The organism is Dactylosporangium sp. NPDC049525 (assembly GCF_040676755.1).
In the GTDB taxonomy this organism is placed as follows: Bacteria; Actinomycetota; Actinomycetes; order Mycobacteriales; family Micromonosporaceae; genus Dactylosporangium.
Genome location: NZ_JBFAPO010000005.1, coordinates 255,129 through 273,774 on the forward strand (window position 1 = coordinate 255,129; position 18,646 = coordinate 273,774).

General features: G+C 71.2%; 21 protein-coding genes. 7 read left to right on the top strand and 14 right to left on the bottom strand.

Annotation, left to right across the window (positions count from 1 at the left end):
• Positions 1–130: 130 nt before the first annotated feature.
• Positions 131–727, top strand: coding sequence for a thymidine kinase (locus tag AB0K00_RS11565; RefSeq protein WP_363518804.1), 597 nt, complete (start codon positions 131–133; stop codon positions 725–727).
• Here AB0K00_RS11565 and AB0K00_RS11570 read toward each other — a convergent pair.
• Entirely contained in the window at positions 724–2,952 is a 2,229-nt protein-coding gene (locus AB0K00_RS11570; protein WP_363518807.1) for an EAL domain-containing protein, read from the bottom strand. The genes AB0K00_RS11565 and AB0K00_RS11570 overlap by 4 nt on opposite strands.
• Before the next feature lie 101 nt (positions 2,953–3,053).
• Here AB0K00_RS11570 and AB0K00_RS11575 point away from each other — a divergent pair, with 101 nt between their 5' ends.
• Complete coding sequence (locus tag AB0K00_RS11575; RefSeq protein ID WP_363518810.1) at positions 3,054–4,022, top strand: hypothetical protein; 969 nt, start codon at positions 3,054–3,056, stop codon at positions 4,020–4,022.
• A 13-nt stretch (positions 4,023–4,035) separates the two neighbouring features.
• Positions 4,036–4,569 carry a hypothetical protein gene (locus tag AB0K00_RS11580; protein WP_363518813.1) on the top strand — a complete coding sequence of 178 codons (534 nt, stop codon included), beginning with the start codon at positions 4,036–4,038 and terminating at the stop codon, positions 4,567–4,569.
• On the opposite strand, the gene AB0K00_RS11585 is transcribed toward AB0K00_RS11580, so the two are convergent.
• The 9 genes from AB0K00_RS11585 to AB0K00_RS11625 form a co-directional block, all read right to left on the bottom strand.
• On the bottom strand, positions 4,559–5,212 hold the full coding sequence (locus AB0K00_RS11585) for an MOSC domain-containing protein (RefSeq protein WP_363518816.1): 654 nt from the start codon (positions 5,210–5,212) through the stop codon (positions 4,559–4,561). The genes AB0K00_RS11580 and AB0K00_RS11585 overlap by 11 nt on opposite strands.
• 3 nt (positions 5,213–5,215) lie before the next feature.
• On the bottom strand, positions 5,216–6,088 hold the full coding sequence (locus tag AB0K00_RS11590; RefSeq protein ID WP_363518819.1) for a class III extradiol ring-cleavage dioxygenase: 873 nt from the start codon (positions 6,086–6,088) through the stop codon (positions 5,216–5,218).
• Positions 6,089–6,252: 164 nt separating this feature from the next.
• A complete protein-coding gene (locus tag AB0K00_RS11595) occupies positions 6,253–6,474 on the bottom strand; it encodes a hypothetical protein (RefSeq protein WP_363518822.1) in 222 nt (73 codons plus the stop codon).
• 55 nt (positions 6,475–6,529) lie between these two features.
• A complete protein-coding gene (locus AB0K00_RS11600; RefSeq protein WP_363518825.1) occupies positions 6,530–7,192 on the bottom strand; it encodes a phosphotransferase in 663 nt (220 codons plus the stop codon).
• Between the two features lie 23 nt (positions 7,193–7,215).
• Positions 7,216–7,827, bottom strand: coding sequence for a response regulator transcription factor (locus tag AB0K00_RS11605; RefSeq protein WP_363518827.1), 612 nt, complete (start codon positions 7,825–7,827; stop codon positions 7,216–7,218).
• Complete coding sequence (locus tag AB0K00_RS11610; RefSeq protein ID WP_363518830.1) at positions 7,799–9,172, bottom strand: cation:dicarboxylase symporter family transporter; 1,374 nt, start codon at positions 9,170–9,172, stop codon at positions 7,799–7,801. Before AB0K00_RS11610 ends, AB0K00_RS11605 begins: the two co-directional genes overlap by 29 nt.
• Before the next feature lie 63 nt (positions 9,173–9,235).
• Positions 9,236–10,045: a M20/M25/M40 family metallo-hydrolase gene (locus AB0K00_RS11615; RefSeq protein ID WP_363518832.1), complete on the bottom strand. Its 810-nt coding sequence runs from the start codon at positions 10,043–10,045 to the stop codon at positions 9,236–9,238.
• Between the two features lie 230 nt (positions 10,046–10,275).
• Positions 10,276–10,800 (bottom strand): hypothetical protein, encoded by a 525-nt coding sequence (locus AB0K00_RS11620; protein WP_363518835.1) that lies wholly within the window; start codon positions 10,798–10,800, stop codon positions 10,276–10,278.
• A gap of 116 nt (positions 10,801–10,916) precedes the next feature.
• A complete protein-coding gene (locus AB0K00_RS11625) occupies positions 10,917–11,480 on the bottom strand; it encodes a hypothetical protein (RefSeq protein ID WP_363518838.1) in 564 nt (187 codons plus the stop codon).
• Positions 11,481–11,581: 101 nt separating this feature from the next.
• Here AB0K00_RS11625 and AB0K00_RS11630 point away from each other — a divergent pair, with 101 nt between their 5' ends.
• Positions 11,582–11,977 carry an ankyrin repeat domain-containing protein gene (locus tag AB0K00_RS11630; protein WP_363518841.1) on the top strand — a complete coding sequence of 132 codons (396 nt, stop codon included), beginning with the start codon at positions 11,582–11,584 and terminating at the stop codon, positions 11,975–11,977.
• A complete protein-coding gene (locus tag AB0K00_RS11635; RefSeq protein WP_363518843.1) occupies positions 11,974–12,180 on the top strand; it encodes an RNA-binding S4 domain-containing protein in 207 nt (68 codons plus the stop codon). Before AB0K00_RS11630 ends, AB0K00_RS11635 begins: the two co-directional genes overlap by 4 nt.
• A gap of 22 nt (positions 12,181–12,202) precedes the next feature.
• Here AB0K00_RS11635 and AB0K00_RS11640 read toward each other — a convergent pair whose 3' ends face one another.
• The 4 genes from AB0K00_RS11640 to AB0K00_RS11655 form a co-directional block, all read right to left on the bottom strand.
• Complete coding sequence (locus AB0K00_RS11640) at positions 12,203–13,165, bottom strand: acetylxylan esterase (RefSeq protein ID WP_363518846.1); 963 nt, start codon at positions 13,163–13,165, stop codon at positions 12,203–12,205.
• Positions 13,166–13,338: 173 nt separating this feature from the next.
• On the bottom strand, positions 13,339–14,091 hold the full coding sequence (locus AB0K00_RS11645) for a hypothetical protein (RefSeq protein WP_363518849.1): 753 nt from the start codon (positions 14,089–14,091) through the stop codon (positions 13,339–13,341).
• A 36-nt stretch (positions 14,092–14,127) separates the two neighbouring features.
• A complete protein-coding gene (locus AB0K00_RS11650; RefSeq protein WP_363518851.1) occupies positions 14,128–14,715 on the bottom strand; it encodes a transcriptional regulator in 588 nt (195 codons plus the stop codon).
• 37 nt (positions 14,716–14,752) lie between these two features.
• The gene (locus AB0K00_RS11655) at positions 14,753–15,757 is read right to left on the bottom strand and encodes a LacI family DNA-binding transcriptional regulator (RefSeq protein ID WP_363518854.1); all 1,005 of its coding nucleotides are present in this window, start codon (positions 15,755–15,757) and stop codon (positions 14,753–14,755) included.
• Between the two features lie 299 nt (positions 15,758–16,056).
• Here AB0K00_RS11655 and AB0K00_RS11660 point away from each other — a divergent pair, with 299 nt between their 5' ends.
• Positions 16,057–16,413, top strand: coding sequence for a hypothetical protein (locus AB0K00_RS11660; RefSeq protein WP_363518857.1), 357 nt, complete (start codon positions 16,057–16,059; stop codon positions 16,411–16,413).
• A gap of 139 nt (positions 16,414–16,552) precedes the next feature.
• Entirely contained in the window at positions 16,553–18,289 is a 1,737-nt protein-coding gene (gene ctaD / locus AB0K00_RS11665) for a cytochrome c oxidase subunit I (RefSeq protein ID WP_363518859.1), read from the top strand.
• The last annotated feature ends 357 nt before the right edge of the window (positions 18,290–18,646 follow it).

Sequence of the window (18,646 nt, forward strand, 5' to 3'; positions counted from 1 at the left end):
CCGTCATGACACATCAGCTGCCGACACCGTGAAGACCAGCCATTCGGCCTGCCGCAGGCCCGGAAAGGCCCTGGCGGCGCGGCTGCACAGCGAGCACCTCGAGGCCGGTCGGCGCGGTAGCCTGGCCGCCGTGGATCTGACCGTCATCCTCGGGCCGATGAAGAGTGGCAAGTCCCTCGAGCTGGTGAGCCTGCTGTCGCCGCTGCAGTTCACCGACGTGCGGCACCGGGTGTTCCAGAGCGCCCGGCACGTTCGCGACGCCGGTGTCGTGTCGCGCAGCGGTGCCGCCCTCGCGACGGTGAAGGCGAGTTCCCTGGCCGCGGCGCTGGACGACGACGTGGACGTGGTCGGCATCGACGAGGTGCACATGTTCGCGGTGTCGGACGTGGCGGTCGTGCGGACGCTGCTGGAGCGGGGCACCCGGGTCGTCGCCGCGGGCATCGACCTGGACCACCGCGGTGAGCTGTTCGCGCCGGTCAGGGCGCTGCTGGAGCTGGGCCCGGCGTCGGTGACCTACCGGCGGGCGGTGTGCGACGTGTGCCGGGGGTTCAGCGCCGTCTACACGCAGGTGCTCGAGCACGGCGAGCCGATGCTGCGGGAGCTGGCGCCGTCGACGGCGCTGCCGGACGACGGCACGTACACCTATGAGGCCCGCTGCCGCACCTGCGTGGTGCTGCCGTCGACGGTCGCGCGGACCTTGCCCCGGCAGAAGGAGACCGTGGTCTAGGCAGCGGCGGAGGCCAGGGCGAAGGACGGCTGGGCGACCGGGCGGCCGAAGTGGTAGCCCTGCGCGAAGCGGTACCCGAGCCGGTAGAGCTCCTGCGCCTGCTCCGCGGTTTCGACGCCCTCGGCGATCGCGTCCAGGTTGAGCCCGTCGCTGACGTTGATGAGCGCGGTCGCGATCACCGAGTGCCGGCCGGCCATGGTGATGTCGTCGACGAAGGACTTGTCGACCTTCAGGATGTCGACCGGGCAGGTCTGCAGCAGGCCCAGCGACGAGTGCCCGGTGCCGAAGTCGTCCAGGGCGATCCGCACGCCGAGCTCGTGCACCGCGTCGAGGGCCTCGATCGCCCGGCCGCCGCCGAAGACCGCGGTCTCCGTGACCTCGATCGCCAGGCGCTCCGCCGGAAACCCCGTCGCCGCCAGGACCGCGGCGACCACCTCCGGGAAGTCGGGCTCGGCGAGCTGCCGGGCCGAGACGTTGACGGAGACCTTGCCAGGGGCGGCGTCGCCGAGGGTGGCCAGCCACGTCGCGCCCTGCGAGCACGCCTCCAGCAGGATCCAGGCGCCGAGCTCGACGATCTGGCCGTTCTGCTCGGCGACGGGGATGAAGTCGGCGGGGCTCATGAACCCGAGCGTCGGGTGGTGCCAGCGGATGAGGGCCTCGACGCCGACGATCTGGCCGTGCGGGAGAGCCACGATCGGCTGGTACACCAGCTGGAACTGGCCCTGGTCGAGCGCTTCGCGCAGCTGGGCGCCGAGCTGGGCGTGCGCGGAGGCGCGCTGGTCGAGCTCGGGTCTGAAGCGCTGCTGGCGGGTCTTGTCCTCCTTCGCCGCGTACATCGCGACGTCGGCGCGGCGCAGCAGTTCGAACGGGTCGCAGGTGCCGGTGGCGTCGGCCACGCCGATGCTCGCCTGGACGAGCAGGTGCTGGTCGCCGGCGAAGACCGGCTCCTGCAGCGCGGTGGCGAGCTCGGAGACCATCGCGTCGGCGGCGACTGCGCCGGTGTCGGGCATGAGGACGGCGAACTCGTCGCCGCCGAGGCGGGCCACGACGTCGCCAGGGCGCAGGACCCCGCCGAGCCGCTTGCCGACGGCGGTGAGCAGCTGGTCGCCGATGGCGTGGCCGAGCCCGTCGTTGATCCGTTTGAAGTCGTCGAGGTCGATGAACGCGACCTGCGGCCCGGTGCCGGCGTCGAGCTCGTCGCGGATCAGCTCCTCCAGGAACCGCCGGTTGGGCAGGCCGGTCAGGTCGTCGCGCATGACCAGGTCGCTGAGCTGGTCGGCCTGGTCCTGCACCTTGCCGACGAGCCCGGCGATGCGGACCAGGACCAGCAGGAACACCACGACCGCGACCGCGCCGATGGCGAGCCAGTCGATGTCGCCGCCGTCCACCGCGCCCTGCAGCAACAGCAGCGCGGGCGCGATGAGCGAGCTGATCGCGAGGACCGCCAGCCTGCGTCTGGACAGCGCGGTCTCCACGGCGTCGGTCGGCTCGTCCATGCCGCGCATCGACGGGTGCAGGGCGGCGGCGCCGAGGCACACGTAGGACAGGAGCCAGCCGATCACGAGGAATCCGCCGGCGAGGATGTCGTACGTCGACACCAGCGAGTACGACACGTCGGTGGCGAACATCAGGGTCATGGCGACCGCGAGCAGCCAGAAGCTGGCCGTCTTCGCGGCGCGGCCGGCGAGCATCCGGGCCAGCAGCACCAGCAGCAGCACGTCGGCGGACGGGTAGGCCAGGGAGATCAGCCGCTGCAGGAGGGGCACGTCGGCGGCCTCGGCGACCGGCCGCATCACGAACACCCAGAACAGCAGGCCGGTGCCGGCGGCGGCGATGCACGCGTCGATCAGCCCGACGACGTCGCGGCCGTGCCGGCGCAGCAGCAGCCACAGCCCGGTCGCGAGGGGCGGGTAGGCGCCGAGGTAGAACACGTCGGCGAGGGAGGGGAACGGGCTGCGGTCCAGCACGTGCTGGTAGATGGCCCAGGTGACGTCGCCGAGGACCCAGGTGGCGAGGCCGCCGGCGAACCAGTACCACAGCGCCCGCCGGGGCGGCCGGTTGCGGCGTACGCCGAGCAGCACCATGGTGACCGAGGAGAGCCCGATGAGCTCGAAGCCGAAGTCGGCGACGTAGGTGTTTTCGGGCAGCAGTGGATAGGTGACCGCGGCGAGGCCACCGATCAGCAGCCAGACGAGCCACAGCCGCCTGGCGACCCAAGTCTCCACGCGTTGGTTATCGGCAGCCCTTCAGCCGCGGTTGAGGGCTCTGCTAGATAATACGTATTACCCTCTTGTGTTCCGGGTCTGGCTTTCCGAGACTCGGTCACATGCCACCTGTAACCCGCCGCCAGGTGCTGGCAGGAGCCGCCGGCGTAGCCGGCGCACTCGCCATCCCCAGCCTCGCGTCCGCCGCCGCCCCGGCCGGATTCCCCACCTACGCGTACCTCGGTCAGCCGCTGCCGGCGAACCTGGCCTACAACCCCACCGGGGAACTCATCTTCCCCTGCATCCGCGGGGTCTACGACAAGATCAGCGGCGCCCGCGGCCGCTACTACCTCTACTACGCCCCGCACGACGCGCCCGGCGGGATCTGCCTCGCCTACGGCAACTCCCTGGCCGGGCCGTTCACCGAGTACCCGGCGAACCCGATCATCAGCCGCACCTGGTCGCCGTACTACTCCGTCAGCCACGTCTCGTCGCCGCACGTGCTGTGGAACGCCGCGACCCGGCAGTTCTTCATGTACTACCACGGCGAGAACACCACGACCCGCCTGGCGATCTCCAGCAACGGGATCAACTTCACGTACTACGGCACCGTGCTGACCACCGCCGCCATCCCCAACAGCACCGAGGTGACCTACGCCCGGGTGTTCGAGCACCGCATCGCCGCGCTCGGCAACACCTACGTGATGGTCTTCATGGGCCTGGCCGGCAGCGGCCGGCGGATCTACTGGGGCTGGTCCAACGACGGCAAGTCCTGGCAATTCGACCCCACCCCGCTCGTCTCGCCCGCCGCCGACGGGCAGAGCGACCTGAGCGGCCCGCACCTGCTGTACCGCAACAACACCACCTACGTCGTCTACCACGGCAGCTCCGGCGACATGTTCCTCACCGAGGTCGGCAACAACTTCGACAAGGAGGTCCACCTCGGCGTCTTCCACGCCGCGCTGAGCGGCGCGCCGGATAACAACCGCTCCGCGGCGCCGTCGTTCGGCACCGACGGCGGCGTGCAGTACATGTTCTACGAGGCGGGCCAGCGCTCCGGCACGAAGATAGCGGTGGCGCGAGCCGTCTGATACAAAGCGGGGCATGCTTGCCTGGGGTGTCGACTTCACCACCGCTGAGTTACGGACCGGGGTCCGGCAGACCGACGGGTTCACCTGTGGACCCACCGTCGCCATGGTGGCGTCGGCGCTGCTGGACCCCAGCTACGCGGACGTCGTCGCCGACTACGGCGCCGAACAGCACCGCATCCACGCGGCGGCCAACCGGATCTGGCCGAAGAAACTCGGCACCACCCCATGGGGCGTCGCCGCGACGATCACGGCGCACACCGCGGAGCTCGGCACCCGGTACGGCTGGCGGTTCTTCCGCGGCCGCCGGGACCGGCTCGCCGACGTGACCGCCGCGGTCGACACCGGCTGGCCGGTCGCGATGCTCGTCGGCAAGGGCGTCCCCCGGCACTGGGTGCTCATCACCGCGCACCCGCAGGAGACCGTGCTGCGCTGCTTCGAACCGGGCTCCGGTCAGGTCCGCGACGCCACGATCGAGGAGATCCAGCAGCACCGGATCCCCCGGCTGGGCTTTCCGCGGGCGTACGCGCTGGTCCTGCCTACTGGCTGAGGCGGGCGAGCACCTTCTCCTTGGTGCGCTCCGGCAGCTCCTCGACGCCGACCAGGCGAGGGAGCAGCTCCGGCTCGGCCGTCAGCGCGCGGAACGCGACGCCGATCGTCACGTCGTGCGCGGGTGTGTGCACGACCTCGATCGCGTCACCGGCGCGGATCGTGCCGGGGCGCAGCACGCGCAGGTAGGCGCCGGGCTCGGCGCGCTCGGTGAAGCGGCGCATCCAGCCGGACTCGCCGAGCCAGGCGGCGAACGTGCGGCACGGGATGCGTGGTGCGCACACCTCCAGCAGCACCTCGCCGCCGATGCGCCAGCGCTCGCCGATGCGGGCGCCGGTCACGTCCAGGCCGGACGTGGTCAGGTTCTCCCCGAAGATCCCGCCGGGCAGCTCGCGGCCGAGCTCGGTGGCCCACCGGTCGAGGTCTTCCCGCGCGTAGGCGTAGACCGCCTTGTCCGGGCCGCCGTGCACGCGGACGTCGCAGATCACGTCGCCCGCGATCCCGGTCGGGGTGGTGCCCTGCGGTCCGGGCACCGTCACCAGGACCGGGCCGTCCACCGGGCGCTTGTCGATGCCCGTGGTGGGCACGCTCGAATGGTCGGTCGGGGTCGGGCTGCCGGCGTTGACAGAGATCAGGTAGGCCACGCGTCAGACGCTAGCGCCCGTCTGGATCGACCTTTTCGACAATCCCATGAAGTAGCCGTCTATCACGGAGGTGGTGGGCGCGTCCGGGCGGTCGGCGGCGCCGAGCGTGACGAACAGCGGCGTGTAGTGCTCGACCGTGGGGTGGGCGAACGGCATGCCGGGTGCCAGGCTCGCATACCGCGCCAGGGTGTCGACGTCGCCCTTGGCCAGGGCCTCGGCGGCCCAGGCGTCGAAGTCGGCGGACCAGCTGGGCGGGCCGCCGGCGCCGAGCCAGTGCTCGCGGCGCAGGAACGGCAGGCCGTGCGTCATGAAGCCGGAGCCGATGATCAGCACGCCCTCCTCGCGCAGCGGGCGCAGCCGCCGGCCGAGCTCGAGCAGCCGGTCGGGGTCGTGGGTCGGCAGGCTCAGTTGCAGCACGGGGACGTCGCCGAGGGGGTACATCACCATCAGCGGGACCCAGGCACCGTGGTCGAGGCCGCGGCTGCGGTGCTCGTGCACGGGCTCCGAGTCGGGCATCGCCGCGGCGACCCGCTGGGCGAGGGCGGACGCGTCGGGGGTGGCGTATTGCAACTGGTAGAAGTGCGGGGCGAAGCCGCCGAAGTCGTAGACCAGCGGGGTGCCGGCCGCAGTGCCGGAGACGCTCAGCGGCGCGGACTCCCAGTGTGCGCTGACGATGAGGACGGCCTTCGGCTTGGGCAGGCCGGCGGTCCAGTCGAACAGCTCCCGCATCCACGGGCCGTCCTCCAGCAGCGGCGGGGCGCCGTGGCTGAGGTAGATGCTGGGCAGCGCGCCGTCGGCAGGCGTCCAGGGGCGCTGGTCCCGGCTGGCCGGGATCGCGGTGGCGAGGTGGCGGTCCAGCTCGGGCAGTGTCGTCATGCATGGAATGTAGCAATTAGTTGAGCGCTCAACAATATGTCCGAGCTGTGGCCGCCGTCTCCTCCGGCGGCCGCAGTCGGCATGCGTCGCTGTTGGTGTGGGGTCGCTGTTGGCGTGTGGTCGCTGTCGTCGGGTGTGACCGCCGCTTCCGCGGCGGGGGCGTCCTAGGGTGTGGTGGCCGTCTCTGCGGCGCGGAGCAGGGCCTCGGCGACCGCTGGGGTTTCCTCGGCGCCGTATACGAGCAGCAGCTGCCGGTCCGGGCCACCGCGGCCGTCGGTGGCGGTGGCGTGCTCCACCACGACGCGGGCGGTGGTCAGCTGATCGCCGACCGCGACGTCCATCTCGGCAACGCCGATGTCGACCTGCCGGACGAAGAGTTCCTCCATGGCAGAAAGCGTGCCGCCCGCGCCGTGGCCGGGCGTCGCTCGCGGGGAGTGAGTCTCAGTGATGCGCGCGGGAGATGGTGGTCACCAGCATCGCGGCCTCGTGCAGGTGCGACTGCTCGGCCGCGGTCAGCGCCGGATCGGCCGCCCGCCGCCGCACCGCGGCCTCCAGCTGCGACAACGGGTTGTCCCGCGTGCAGGACAGGAGCACGTCGAGGAACACCTCGGCCCGCTCCGCGAACGCGTGGCCCGGCTCGATCGCCACCTGGGCAACGATCAGGGCGCTCATCGCCACGTCGAGCTCGGGCGGGCCCTCGGTGCTGTTGCGCCAGTCGATGACGACCGGGCCGCCCTCGGTCATCACCACATTTTCCGGGTGGAGGTCCAGGTGCAGGATCCTGGTGCCGGGGTCCTTCGCCGCGCGCACGCGCACCTTGTGCAGCCGCTCGAGAAGGTCGGCCAGGACCGTCCCGCCGTCGCGGAGGTCGAGCGAGCCGTCGGCAAGGGCCTGCAGCATGGTCGGCCCTTCGAGCCGCTCCAGGATCAGGTCGGCGCCGGTCGCCTCATAGACCCGGGGGACCGGATAGCCGTGATCGGCGACATACCGCATGACGGCCGCCTCCGCGGTCACGTCGCCGCCGAGCCGGTAGCGCCGCAGCACCCGCCGCTCGTCGAGGGCGTAGACGTCCGCGTCGCGACCGCTCGCCAGAAGTGCCGTCATGCACCCACCCTACTGGTTGCTCCTTACAACCAACCGTTCTCGTCGGCGAGCCGTACCGCTTCCGCGCGGGTCCGGGCGCCGGTCTTGCCGATCGCCGACGACAGGTGGTTGCGCACCGTGCCCTCCGACAGGCTGAGCTGCCCGGCGACGTCGGCGGCCGTGCCGCCCTCCCGAGCCGCCCGCAGCACGTCGGCCTCCCGCGGGGTCAGCGGGCTGTCGCCGCTGGCGAGGGTCTCCGCGGCCAAGGTCGGGTCGACCACCCGCAGCCCGGCGGCGATGCGCCGCACCGCGTCCGCGAGCTGCCGGGCCGGGGTGTCCTTGACCACGAACCCGGACGCGCCGGCCGCCATCGCCCGCCGCAGGTAGCCGGGCCGGCCGAACGTGGTCACCATCAGGACCTTGCAGCCGGGCATGGCCTTGCGCAGCGCGGCGGCCGCGGCGATGCCGTCGATCCCGGGCATCTCCACGTCCAGCAGGGCCACGTCGGGGCGGTGCTCGCGGGCCGCCGCGACGACCTCGTCGCCGCGCCCGACCTCGGCCACGACCGTGAGGTCCGGCTCGAGGTCGAGCAGCGCGGCGAGGGCGCCGCGGACGAGCGCCTGGTCGTCAGCGATCAGCAGCCGTATCGGACTCACGGTGGGATGCTGCCACACGAGGCTTCGGCACCTCCGGCTCATCGCGGGAGTCGGCGCCGTCGGCGTCGTCGTCGGGCAGCATGCTGCGCTCGTCGAACGGGTCGCCGCCGTCGAGCACCAGCGCCGCCCGGTCCCGGTCCAGCTCGCTCGACCATGCCCCGACCAGCAGCGTCGCGACCGCGTTGCCGGCGAAGTTGGTCAGCGCCCGGGCCTCGGACATGAACCGGTCGATGCCCACGATCAGCCCGACGCCGTCGGCGAGGGCCGGCTTGTGCGCCTGCAGGCCACCGGCCAGGGTGGCCAGGCCCGCGCCGGTCACGCCGGCCGCGCCCTTGGACGCCACGATCATGAACACCAGCAGCGACACCTGCTCGGCGACCGACAGCGGCTGGTTCAGCGCGTCGGCGATGAACAGCGACGCCATCGTCAGGTAGATCGCGGTGCCGTCCAGGTTGAACGAGTAGCCGGTCGGCACCGTGATCCCGACCACCGCCCGGGACACGCCCGCGTGCTCCATCTTCGCGATCAGCCGGGGCAGCGCCGACTCCGACGAGGACGTCGAGAGGATCAGCAGGAACTCCCGGCCGAGGTACCGCAGCAGCTTCAGCAGGTTCAGCCCGGTGACGAGCCGCAGCAGCGGGCCCAGGATCAGCAGGACGAAGATCAGGCAGGTGGCGTAGAACCCGAGCATGATCTGCGCCAGGCCGGCGAGGGCCTTCCAGCCGGTCGCGCCGACCACCGCCGCGATGGCGCCGAACGCGCCGATCGGGGCCACCCACATGATCATCGCGAGGACCCGGAAGACGAGCCGCTGCAGCAGCGAGACGCCGCGCAGGACGCGGTCGCCGTAGGGCATGGTCTGCACCGCGAACCCGACCAGCAGTGCGACGAGGAGGGTCTGCAGGACCGAGCCGCTGGTCAGCGACGAGAACAGGGTGGTGGGGATGACGCTGAGGAGGAATTCGACGGTGCCCTTCGGCGCCGAGCCCGCGGCCTTGTCCCCGGCCTCCCGGGCGGCGTCGGTGAGGTCGAGGCCGGCACCCGGGTGGATTAGGTTGCCGACGAGCAGCCCGATCGCGAGCGCCACCGTCGACATCACCAGGAAGTAGCCCAGCGCCAGCCCGCCGACCCGGCCGACCTTCGCCGCCTGGCGGATCGAGCCGATGCCCAGCACGATCGTGCAGAAGATGATCGGGCTGATCATCATCTTGATCAGGTTGACGAAGCCGTCACCGAGCGGTTTGAGCTCCTTGCCGAACTCCGGCCAGAGCAGCCCAACAGCGATGCCGGCCGCGACGGCGACGATCACCGCGAGATACAGGAATCGAGTCTTGTCGCGCTCCATGCCCGGACCATTGCCCAGAAGGCAGTGATCTGAATCACTGTTTCGCGGCGGGATCCGCCCGGTTCAGCCGGCCAGGCGGGTGATGGTCCGGACGGCGGCCGCGGTCACCCTGGCCGCGAACTCCAGGTCAAGCTTCTCGGGGGTGTCGGTGGCCGCGTGGTAGTCCGGGTTGCGGTATTCGGCGGTGTCGGTGACCAGCAGCGAGCGGCGGCCCGTCTCCCAGTAGGGCACGTGGTCGCTGCGCAGCACGACCTCCATCGCCTCGGTCGGCATGACCAGGGGGAACGTCGGCAGATCCGGCGCCGCCGCGGACGCGAACGCGTCGACCAGCCCGGCGGAGGCGGGGTTGGCGACCAGCGCGATGAAGTCACCGACGGTGGGCGGGTCCAGCAGGAACGACGGGGCCGACTGCGTCGCGGACGTCCGCCCGATCATCTCGAACACGATCGACTCCGTGTCGGGGGTGATCTGCCGCACGTGGGCGGCGCTGCCCTGGAACCCGTCCTCCTCGCCGCCGAACAGGCAGAAGCGGATCGTGCGCGCCGGCAGGTCCAGGTCACGCAGGGCGCGGGCCGCCTCCAGGACCCCGGCCACCCCGCTGGCGTTGTCGTCCGCGCCGGGCGTGCCGTCGACGGTGTCCCAGTGCGCGACCAGCTCGACCGCGTCGTCGGACGTCCCGCCCTCGATCTCGGCGACCAGGTTCACGTCGTGCAGCTCGCTGCCGTAACGCTCGACGCGCACGACAAGGCCGAGTGCGCTGAGCTCATCGGTGATGTACCGCAAGGTGGCGGGGACGCCGGGCAGGTCGCCGCAGCGCGGCCCATGAGCGACGAGCGCGGCGACGTGGGCGCGGAGACGGTCGGCGGAGATCATGGTCACCAGGATATGGAACAGCCCCCGAGGTTCCCGCGCTGACTGGCGCGGACCGGCTGGACTAACACCGGAAAGCCTCGGGGGCTGGGAAACTGTCTCGTATTCGCCGTGCCGCCACCCGGGCGGTCGCGCGTAATGCGAGTCCAGAGGACGGCGGCTAGCGGACAGTCACCTCACGAGTCCCATTGCTACACAACGTTGGACCACCTCCTTTCCCGTGTACGACCAACCTAGCCACGGGCGTTGAGGCTCTGCAACGGTTTTTCGGTAGCAAGCTGGTTGTCTTCCCGCTCCAGCCGCTTGATCAGCCGGCGCACGATCAGCAGCGGCACGATGCCGAACACGCCGAAGGAGATGTCCAGCACGGTCCACCAGCCCGGGATGCCACGGACCGGCCCGGCGAACAGGGCCAGGGGCACCACGCCGACGCACGCGATCATCCCGAACTCGATCACCCAGATGTTGCGCACCGGGTCACGCAGCGGCCCCCAGAAGGCGACCGCGATCACCAGGTGCGCGAAGGCCAGCCAGTCGGTGCCGTACATGATGAACGGGTAGCGGTCGTTGGTTTCGGTGATGCCCTGATCGACCCGCTGGATCCACGCGACGAGCGGGTCGGGCGCGACGCCGGTCCGGTCGAGCACGGACCGCAGCCAGTGCACCTCGTGCTCCAGGGGGAACGCGGTGACCCCGCTGGCGACCAGGCCGATCAGGAACAGCACGAGCCAGATGCGGATCTTGCGCCGGGTCGTCATGCCCGCAGCGTAGGTCCGTGTTTCGGGGTGCGGGGACCCTCGTCACGAGATCTGCACAACACGGCGGCGCCGCGCTCCCAAGGGGGTAGAAGCGCGGCGCCGCCTTTTCGAGAGGTTCAGTACCCGCCGTTGCCGCTGTCCCCGGTGACGGCCTGGGCCTTCTTCCCCTCGGGCGTGAAGGCGAACCACACGCCGCCCACGCCCTGTCCCTTGGTCTCGCCGACCTTCGTGTCACCGGCGAACCGGTACGCGGGCCAGCTGTTGATGGTCAGCTGCAGCGAGCCGTCGCCGCGGGTGACCTTGCCGATCAGCTTCTGGTCGACGCCCTCGATCTTCATGTTCTCCACGTACGGGACGTACGGCCACTTCGCCAGGCAGTCCGCCTCGCAGTTGGACTTCGGCGGCTTCGGGGTGTCCTTCTCGAAGCGGTACAGCGTCCAGCCCTTCCAGTCGGTCACCACCTTCCCGAGCGTGGCGTCCTCGTGGACCTTCACGCCGGCGACGTTCGCGGCGGCCGACGGCGCGGCGCTGGTCGCGGCGGCAGCGGCGGTCTCGGTGCCGGCCGCGGCGGCGGGCGCCTCCGCTGCCTGGTCCTGCTTGGTCAGGTCGATCGAGTCGCAGGCACTCAGCGAGAGGGCGGCAGCGGCGGCCACCGCAAGGGTCAGGACGATCTTCCGCATGTTCGTGTCTCCTTGTTCGCAGCGTTGCCCAGTGACACGGCGGGCGTCTCACCCCGGTTCGGCGGGCTGCGGTCGGCTGGCCGACAGCTACGCTTTCGGGCGTGAGTGATCCGATCGACGCCGAGGTGCTCGACTTCGCGCACCGCATGTTCGACCTGGCCCGCTCCGGCGCCGCCGGCGAGCTGGCCGCCAACGTCGACGCCGGCCTGCCGGTGAACCTGACCAACGACAAGGGCGACACGCTGCTGATGCTGGCCGCGTATCACGACCACCCGCCGGCGGTCGCCGCGCTGCTCGCCCGCGGCGCCGACACCGACCGCGCCAACGACCGCGGTCAGACGGCCCTCGCCGCCGCCGTCTTCCGCCGGTCCGAGGAGTCCGTGCGGGCGCTGCTGGACGCGGGCGCGGACCCCGCCGCCGGCGGCCCGTCGGCGCTGGAGACGGCCCGCTTCTTCAACCTGCCCGAGATGCTGACACTGCTGGAGCGTGCCCGATGATCGACGTCCCGATCCGTGACGACATGATCCGGTTGGGCCAGTTCCTGAAGCTCGCCAACGTCCTGGAGACCGGCGGCGAGGGCAAGGACCTCATCGCCTACGGCGAGGTGACCGTCAACGGCGAGGTCGACACCAGGCGCGGTCGCCAGCTCTTCCGCGGCGACGTCGTGGAGACCCTCGGCCAGTCCCTGCGCGTCGCCTGAGGCCACCGCTCCGCGGGGGCCGTCAGCGCCCCAGCAGGCTGTTCGCGAAAGCGACCGACCGCGAGGAGAAATGGCCCTGGCCGCCGTCGTGGCCGTCCCACTCGTACAGCTCGAGCTCCTTGCGGCCGCTGAGCGCGTTGTACGCCGCGAACACCGTCGACGGCGGGCACGTCAGGTCCATGAGCGCCGCCGACACCAGGGCCGGTGCGGTGATCCGGGCGGCGAAGTGCACCCCGTCCACGTAGTCCACAGTGGACAACGCGAGGGCGGCCCGGGCCGGGTTCAGCCGGCAGAAGGCGGCGAACTCCGCGTACGGCGCGCGGTCGGTGATCGTCACCGCGCGCCGGATGTCGCACAGGAACGGCACCCCGGCGATGACGCCGCCGACCTGGTCGCTGAGGCCGGCGGCGGCGAGGGCGAGGCCGCCGCCCTGGCTGATGCCGCTGACCAGGACGTCGGCCGCGAACGGCAGCGCCCGGGCGGTCTCGACGGCCCGGACCGCGTCGGTGATCAGGCGGCGGTAGTAGTACGTGTCCCGGTCGAGCACCCCGCGGGTGAGGAAGCCCGGCGACTGCGGCCCCGAGCCGTCCGGGTCGGGCGTGTCGCCGGCCCGCCAGCCGCCGCCCTGGCCGCGGGTGTCCATGACGAGGTGGGCGTACCCGGCCGCCGACCACAGCAGCCAGTCGTGCGGGTAGCCGCGGCCGCCGCCGTACCCGATGAACTCCACGACGACCGGAAGGGGTCCTTCGACCCCGGCGGGCCGGTTGAGCCACGCCTTGACCGGCTGGCCGCCGTAGCCCGTGAACGTCACATCGGTCGTGTCGACGGCGCGCAGGCCGGTGTCGACCGGGGTGAGAACGGCGGGCGCGGCGAGCTCGCGGGCCTCGTCGAGGGTCGCGGCCCAGAACGCGTCGAAGTCGGCTGGCTCGGGCGTCGCGCTGCGGTGCAGGCGCAGCTCGGCGAGGGGCAGGTCGAAGATCGCCATGTCGGCGACCCTATTACCAGGAACTTCCCAGCGCGATTACGGGTGCGACACAGGTCCGGCCCGCATATTTGGAGTGTGACCGGCGCCGGAAAAAACCGGAAGCCTCCCTGGATGGTCCACCCGGCGCACGGTCACGCCAAACGTTCCACATCATGTTGCCGCGGCTGGGGTGGTCAGCGGGGGGCAACGGTGATGCGATCGAGGTCGGGGCACCATCTGCCGGTGGTGTTCCCGGCCTCGATCGTGTTCTGGCCCGCCTCGAGCCGGACGGTCAGCGTGACGGTCGCGACCCGGTCCCAGCCGCCGCTGGCGGGGAACCGGACCTGCTGCCAGTTTCCGCGGCCGGTGCGCAGCCAGCAGGAGCGATCCTCGGTGGACAGGTAGGCGACGGTGACCGTGACCTCGCCGGCGCGTTGCGCGGTGACGCCGGTGAACTCCAGGACCCTGTTGTTGCCGACGCCGGTGACGGCCCGGCCACCGGATGCCGTCGAGACCTCGCGGACCGTCATCTGACCGGGCCGCCGGTTCGCCGCAGCCTCTGCTTCGATCGTTTTCGCCGGTGTACCGGTAGCGCCTGGGCTCGTGCCCGGGCTTGCGCTCGTGCTCGGGCTGGGCGGCGGCGCCGACGCGGACGGTGCGGCGCTCGTCGCTGCCGGGCTGGTGGCGCCGTGGCTGGGCCTGGCGCTGGGGGAGTGCGTGGCGGCCGGCGTCATGGCCGCGGGGTTCTCCCCGGCCGGCACGACCGGCGCCAGAGGCTCGACCGGCAGGTGGGCCTCCGGTTGTTGGGTGCCGCCGCCGGTCATGGTCCGCAGCAGCAGCACCACCAGGGCGACGACGACGAGCACCGCGGCGAACACGAAGCGTGGCTGACCGTCGATGCCTGCCCTGCGCTTCCCGGTGTACGCGGGCGGGCCCACCTCGATCATGCCCGGCACGCTAGCGGGTTCGCGCCGCCCGTTCCACTAGGCGTCGGGTGCCCGACCGGCGGCCACCGGTACACACGCGGAAACGGCCGCCTCGATCGACGTCAGGTGCGGCAGCCCGGCCGGTGCGGGGTCCCAGCCCGGGCCGGCCGCCGCGAACCGGGTGCCGGGGAACCGGTCCGCGAGCGCGAGCAGCGTGGCCGGGTCGGCGGTGCCCGGCTGCTGCGACCAGACGATCGCGGTGCCGGGCACGGTCCGGCGGACCGCCGCCCGCAGCGCGCTCCACGGCACCTCGGCGCCGAGCAGGAACGTGCCGATCCGCCGCTCGAACAGGGCCGCGGCCAGGGCGCGCAGCGGCAGCGAGTGCGCCTCGCGGGGCGTGCACGCCAGCAGGACGTGATTGGTCCTGATGTCGTCGTGGCGGGGCGCGCTGACGAGGTCGAGACCGTGCGCCACGCCCTGGCTGAGCGCGTGTTCGACGGCGACGTCACCGGTCACCTGATGCAGGGCCGGGACGCACACCGCCGTCCAGATCTCCGTCACGCCGTGCTCGGCCATCAGCTCCCGGACGGTGCTCGCGACCGTGCCGGTGTCGAGCGACCGGGCCGCCTCCAGTAGCCGTTGCATACCCTTCTGTTCGTCGGGCGGGCCCCGTTTGGATGCATCACGCTGACTGCCTCCGTACCAGGGTGGTGGGCAGGACCGGGGACGGCTCCGCGTGGTCGCCGTTCATGAGCGCGAGCAGCTGGCGGGCCGCGGCCGCGCCGATCTCCTCGACGGGTTGCTTGATCGTCGTCAGCGGTGGCTGGGTGAACGCGGCCAGGGGCAGGTCGTCGAAGCCGATGACGGCGACGTCCTCCGGCACCCGCCGGCCCGCCTGCCGCAGCGCGTGCAGCGCCCCGACGGCCATCAGGTCCGACGCGGCGAACACCGCGTCGAGGGTCGGCCGGTGGTCGAGCAGCCTGGTCATGGCGTGCACGCCCGCGGGCCGGGTGAAGTCGCCGTAAGCGATCGGACCGGGCTCCAGGCCGGCCCGTTCCAGTCCTTCGCGGAACCCCGCGAGCCGGTCCACGCCGGCGGACACGTCGGGCGGCCCGGCGATGGTGACGATGCGTTTGCGCCCGGTCCGTGCCAGGTGCTCGACCGCCTGCCGGGCGCCACCCCGGTTGTCGGCGTCGACGTAGGGCAGCGTGCTGGTCTGCAGCGGCCGGCCGATGAGCGTGACCGGCACGCCGAGTGCCGGCAGCGTCACGACCAGGGGGTGGCTGCTGCGGCAGTAGATCAGCAGCACCCCGTCGATGTGGCCGCTGCTGAGGTACCGCTGCAGCGACGCCGGTCGTTCCCCGGCGGCGAGCAGCATCGGCATGTCGCGTTCGGCGAACGCGGCACTGGCGCCCGCGAGGACGCGGGAGTAGAACGGATCGGCGAACAGTCGTGCGTTGGGCTCGCAGACCACGGCGGCGACCGAGCGGGGGCGACGGTCGACGGCGCGGGCGGCGCGCTGCCGGACGTAGCCGAGCCGGTCGACGGCGTCACGGACCTGCTGGCGAGCGGTGGGGCTGACTCGGGCGGAGCCGTTGAGCACGCGGGAGGCGGTGGCGGAAGAAACACCGGCAAGCGCGGCGACATGGGCGAGGGTGGGGTGTTCGGCAGCGGCGGTAATCGACATCGCGACCTCCTCGGATAGCAAGGCGTCGATTTTGGGAGCGCTTCCATACGGGAGCGTCGTACACGGTTTCCGCACTGTCAACACGAGATTGCCGCCAGGTTTCGCCACCGGGGTTTCCACTGTAAATTTCACCGCTCGTCACGCGGGCGGCCGTGATCGCTCCCGGTCGGTGACGGCTCTGGCGTGACCTGCGTGGATCTCCTAGCCTGTCGGTGCATCAGCTTCGCTCGTTGCCCCGGCTCTGTCCGGCTCTGTCCGGCTCTGGCTGGTTCCATCTGGTTCTATCTGGGAGATCCGCGATGCGTGACTGGATTGCCGTCATCATCACCGTGCTCGGAGTCCTGCTGGTCCTCGCCGGCGCGACCCTGATCCTGCTCCGCGCGCTGCCCGCCCGGACGCCGGCGCTCGCAGGCGTCCCTGCCGACCCCTCAGCCGACGGCTCGGCCGACCCTTCGGCCGACTCCGGGGCTGTGACCGAGGTCGTCCCCAGGCCCGTCCCGGTCACCACCAGGATCGCGGGCGCCTGGAAGGAGCCGACCGCGGCGGATCGCCTGATCTTCTGGGGGATCGTCCTTCTGGTGCTCGCCGCGATCGCCGCCGGTGCCATCACGTTCAACCTCGGCGCGGCGGGAGGCTCTGTGCCTGCTACCCGGTAGGTGTTGTGCCCCCAGCGATTTTGTGTCGGACCGGGAGACTATTCTGCCTCCGAGGTGGCGTGTTGATCGCGCTGGTGATCGTGCGGGCACCTCGCGGAGCTGGCTCGCCAGCGGGTTCAACAGCCTCAGGAGGCCTTTCGTGACCACCGTTGCACCAAAGCCGATCGTCACCAGGCCTTGGCCGGTGCATCAGCCGGTCAAGGGCTCGGCGTTCGCTCGGCTGTTGCGCACCACGGACGCGAAGCAGATCGGCCTGATGTATCTCATCACGTCGTTCGTGTTCTTCATGGTGGGCGGCTTCATGGCGCTGCTCATGCGCGCCGAACTGGCCCGGCCGGGGCTGCAGTTCCTCTCCCCGGAGCAGTACAACCAGCTGTTCACGATGCACGGCACGATCATGCTGCTGTTCTTCGCGACGCCGATCGTGTTCGCCTTCGCGAACTACATCACGCCGCTGCAGATCGGCGCGCCGGACGTGTCGTTCCCCCGGCTCAACGCGTTCGCCTACTGGCTCTACGCGTTCGGTGGCTCGATCACCCTGATCGGCTTCATCACGCCGGGCGGCGCCGCGGACTTCGGCTGGTTCGCCTACGCCCCGCTCAACAGCATCATCAACTCGCCCGGGGTCGGCGCCGACCTCTGGATCGTCGGCCTGGTCCTCTCCGGCCTCGGCACCATCCTCGGCGCCGTCAACATGATCACCACGATCCTGACGCTGCGCGCGCCCGGCATGACGATGTTCCGCATGCCGATGTTCACGTGGAACATCCTGGTCACCAGCGTCCTGGTCATCATGGTCTTCCCGATCCTGGCCGCCGCCCTGCTCGCCCTGGAGGCCGACCGCCGCCTCGGCGCCCACGTCTATGACGCGGAGACCGGCGGCGCGATGCTCTGGCAGCACCTGTTCTGGTTCTTCGGCCACCCCGAGGTCTACATCGTGGCGCTGCCGTTCTTCGGCATCATCACGGAGGTCATCCCGGTCTTCAGCCGCAAGCCCGTCTTCGGCTACAAGGGCCTCGTCGGCGCGACCATCGCGATCGGCGCCCTGTCGATGAGCGTGTGGGCCCACCACATGTTCGCGACCGGCCAGGTGCTCATGCCGTTCTTCTCGTTCCTGAGCTTCGTCATCGCCGTCCCGACCGGCATGAAGTTCTTCAACTGGATCGGCACCATGTGGCGGGGCCAGATCACCTTCGAGACACCGATGCTCTTCGCCATCGGCTTCCTGGTGACCTTCCTCTTCGGCGGTCTCTCCGGCGTTCTGCTCGCGAGCCCCCCGATCGACTTCCACGTCTCCGACACGTATTTCGTGGTCGCCCACTTCCACTACGTGCTGTTCGGCACGATCGTGTTCGCGGTCTACGCCGGCATCTACTTCTGGTTCCCGAAGATGACCGGCCGCATGCTCGACGACCGGCTCGGCAAGGTCCACTTCTGGCTCACCACGATCGGCTTCCACACCACGTTCCTGGTGCAGCACTGGCTCGGCACGCAGGGCATGCCCCGCCGCTACGCCGACTACCTCGCCTCCGACGGCTTCACCACGCTCAACACGATCTCGACCATCGGCTCGTTCATCACCGGCCTGTCCACGCTGCCCTTCCTCTGGAACGTGTGGAAGTCCTACAAGACCGGCCGCGTCGTCGAGGTCAACGACCCGTGGGGCCACGGCATGTCCCTGGAGTGGGCCACCTCCTGCCCGCCGCCGCTGCGCAACTTCGACAGCATGCCCCGCATCCGCTCGGAGCGCCCGGCGTTCGACGCCCGCTTCCCGGCACACGCTCCAGGCCACTCCTTGGACGCCCCGCCGACCGGCGGCGCCCGCCCCCTGAGCCACGAGGCCGACGGCGGCGCCACGTACGAGGAACAGCACTAGCCGCCGGCTCCAGCCCGACCCTGAGCAGCCCCGACCACCACAGCCCGGCTTTCCGGACCGTGGCTTGGCCGGGGCTGCTGCTTTTCGCCGGCCGGGTTCCCTCGCCCCCGTGGCGACGTGCGCCGTCTCACTGGTTGCCCCGCCGGGTCCGCTGAGAGCAGCGCCAGCCGCTGGTTCTCCGGCCCGACTCTGAGCAAGCTCCCGACCATCACAGCCTGTTTCCCGACCGTGGCCTGGTCGGGGCTGCTGCTTTTCGCCGCCCGGGTTCCCTCGCCCCCGTGGCGACGTGCGCCGTCTCACTGGTTGCCCCGCCGGGTCCGCTGAGAGCAGCGCCAGCCGCTGGTTCTCCGGCCCGAC

What these genes read in the sequence shown, in the direction of transcription:
- AB0K00_RS11575 (WP_363518810.1), top strand. Translation starts at nt 3,054, where the DNA reads ATGCCACCTGTAACCCGCCGCCAGGTGCTGGCAGGAGCCGCCGGCGTA.
- AB0K00_RS11580 (WP_363518813.1), top strand. Translation starts at nt 4,036, where the DNA reads ATGCTTGCCTGGGGTGTCGACTTCACCACCGCTGAGTTACGGACCGGG.
- AB0K00_RS11590 (WP_363518819.1), bottom strand. Translation starts at nt 6,088, where the DNA reads ATGACGACACTGCCCGAGCTGGACCGCCACCTCGCCACCGCGATCCCG.
- AB0K00_RS11595 (WP_363518822.1), bottom strand. Translation starts at nt 6,474, where the DNA reads ATGGAGGAACTCTTCGTCCGGCAGGTCGACATCGGCGTTGCCGAGATG.
- AB0K00_RS11600 (WP_363518825.1), bottom strand. Translation starts at nt 7,192, where the DNA reads ATGACGGCACTTCTGGCGAGCGGTCGCGACGCGGACGTCTACGCCCTC.
- AB0K00_RS11610 (WP_363518830.1), bottom strand. Translation starts at nt 9,172, where the DNA reads ATGGAGCGCGACAAGACTCGATTCCTGTATCTCGCGGTGATCGTCGCC.
- AB0K00_RS11615 (WP_363518832.1), bottom strand. Translation starts at nt 10,045, where the DNA reads ATGATCTCCGCCGACCGTCTCCGCGCCCACGTCGCCGCGCTCGTCGCT.
- AB0K00_RS11620 (WP_363518835.1), bottom strand. Translation starts at nt 10,800, where the DNA reads ATGACGACCCGGCGCAAGATCCGCATCTGGCTCGTGCTGTTCCTGATC.
- AB0K00_RS11625 (WP_363518838.1), bottom strand. Translation starts at nt 11,480, where the DNA reads ATGCGGAAGATCGTCCTGACCCTTGCGGTGGCCGCCGCTGCCGCCCTC.
- AB0K00_RS11635 (WP_363518843.1), top strand. Translation starts at nt 11,974, where the DNA reads ATGATCGACGTCCCGATCCGTGACGACATGATCCGGTTGGGCCAGTTC.
- AB0K00_RS11640 (WP_363518846.1), bottom strand. Translation starts at nt 13,165, where the DNA reads ATGGCGATCTTCGACCTGCCCCTCGCCGAGCTGCGCCTGCACCGCAGC.
- AB0K00_RS11645 (WP_363518849.1), bottom strand. Translation starts at nt 14,091, where the DNA reads ATGATCGAGGTGGGCCCGCCCGCGTACACCGGGAAGCGCAGGGCAGGC.
- AB0K00_RS11650 (WP_363518851.1), bottom strand. Translation starts at nt 14,715, where the DNA reads ATGCAACGGCTACTGGAGGCGGCCCGGTCGCTCGACACCGGCACGGTC.
- AB0K00_RS11655 (WP_363518854.1), bottom strand. Translation starts at nt 15,757, where the DNA reads ATGTCGATTACCGCCGCTGCCGAACACCCCACCCTCGCCCATGTCGCC.
- AB0K00_RS11660 (WP_363518857.1), top strand. Translation starts at nt 16,057, where the DNA reads ATGCGTGACTGGATTGCCGTCATCATCACCGTGCTCGGAGTCCTGCTG.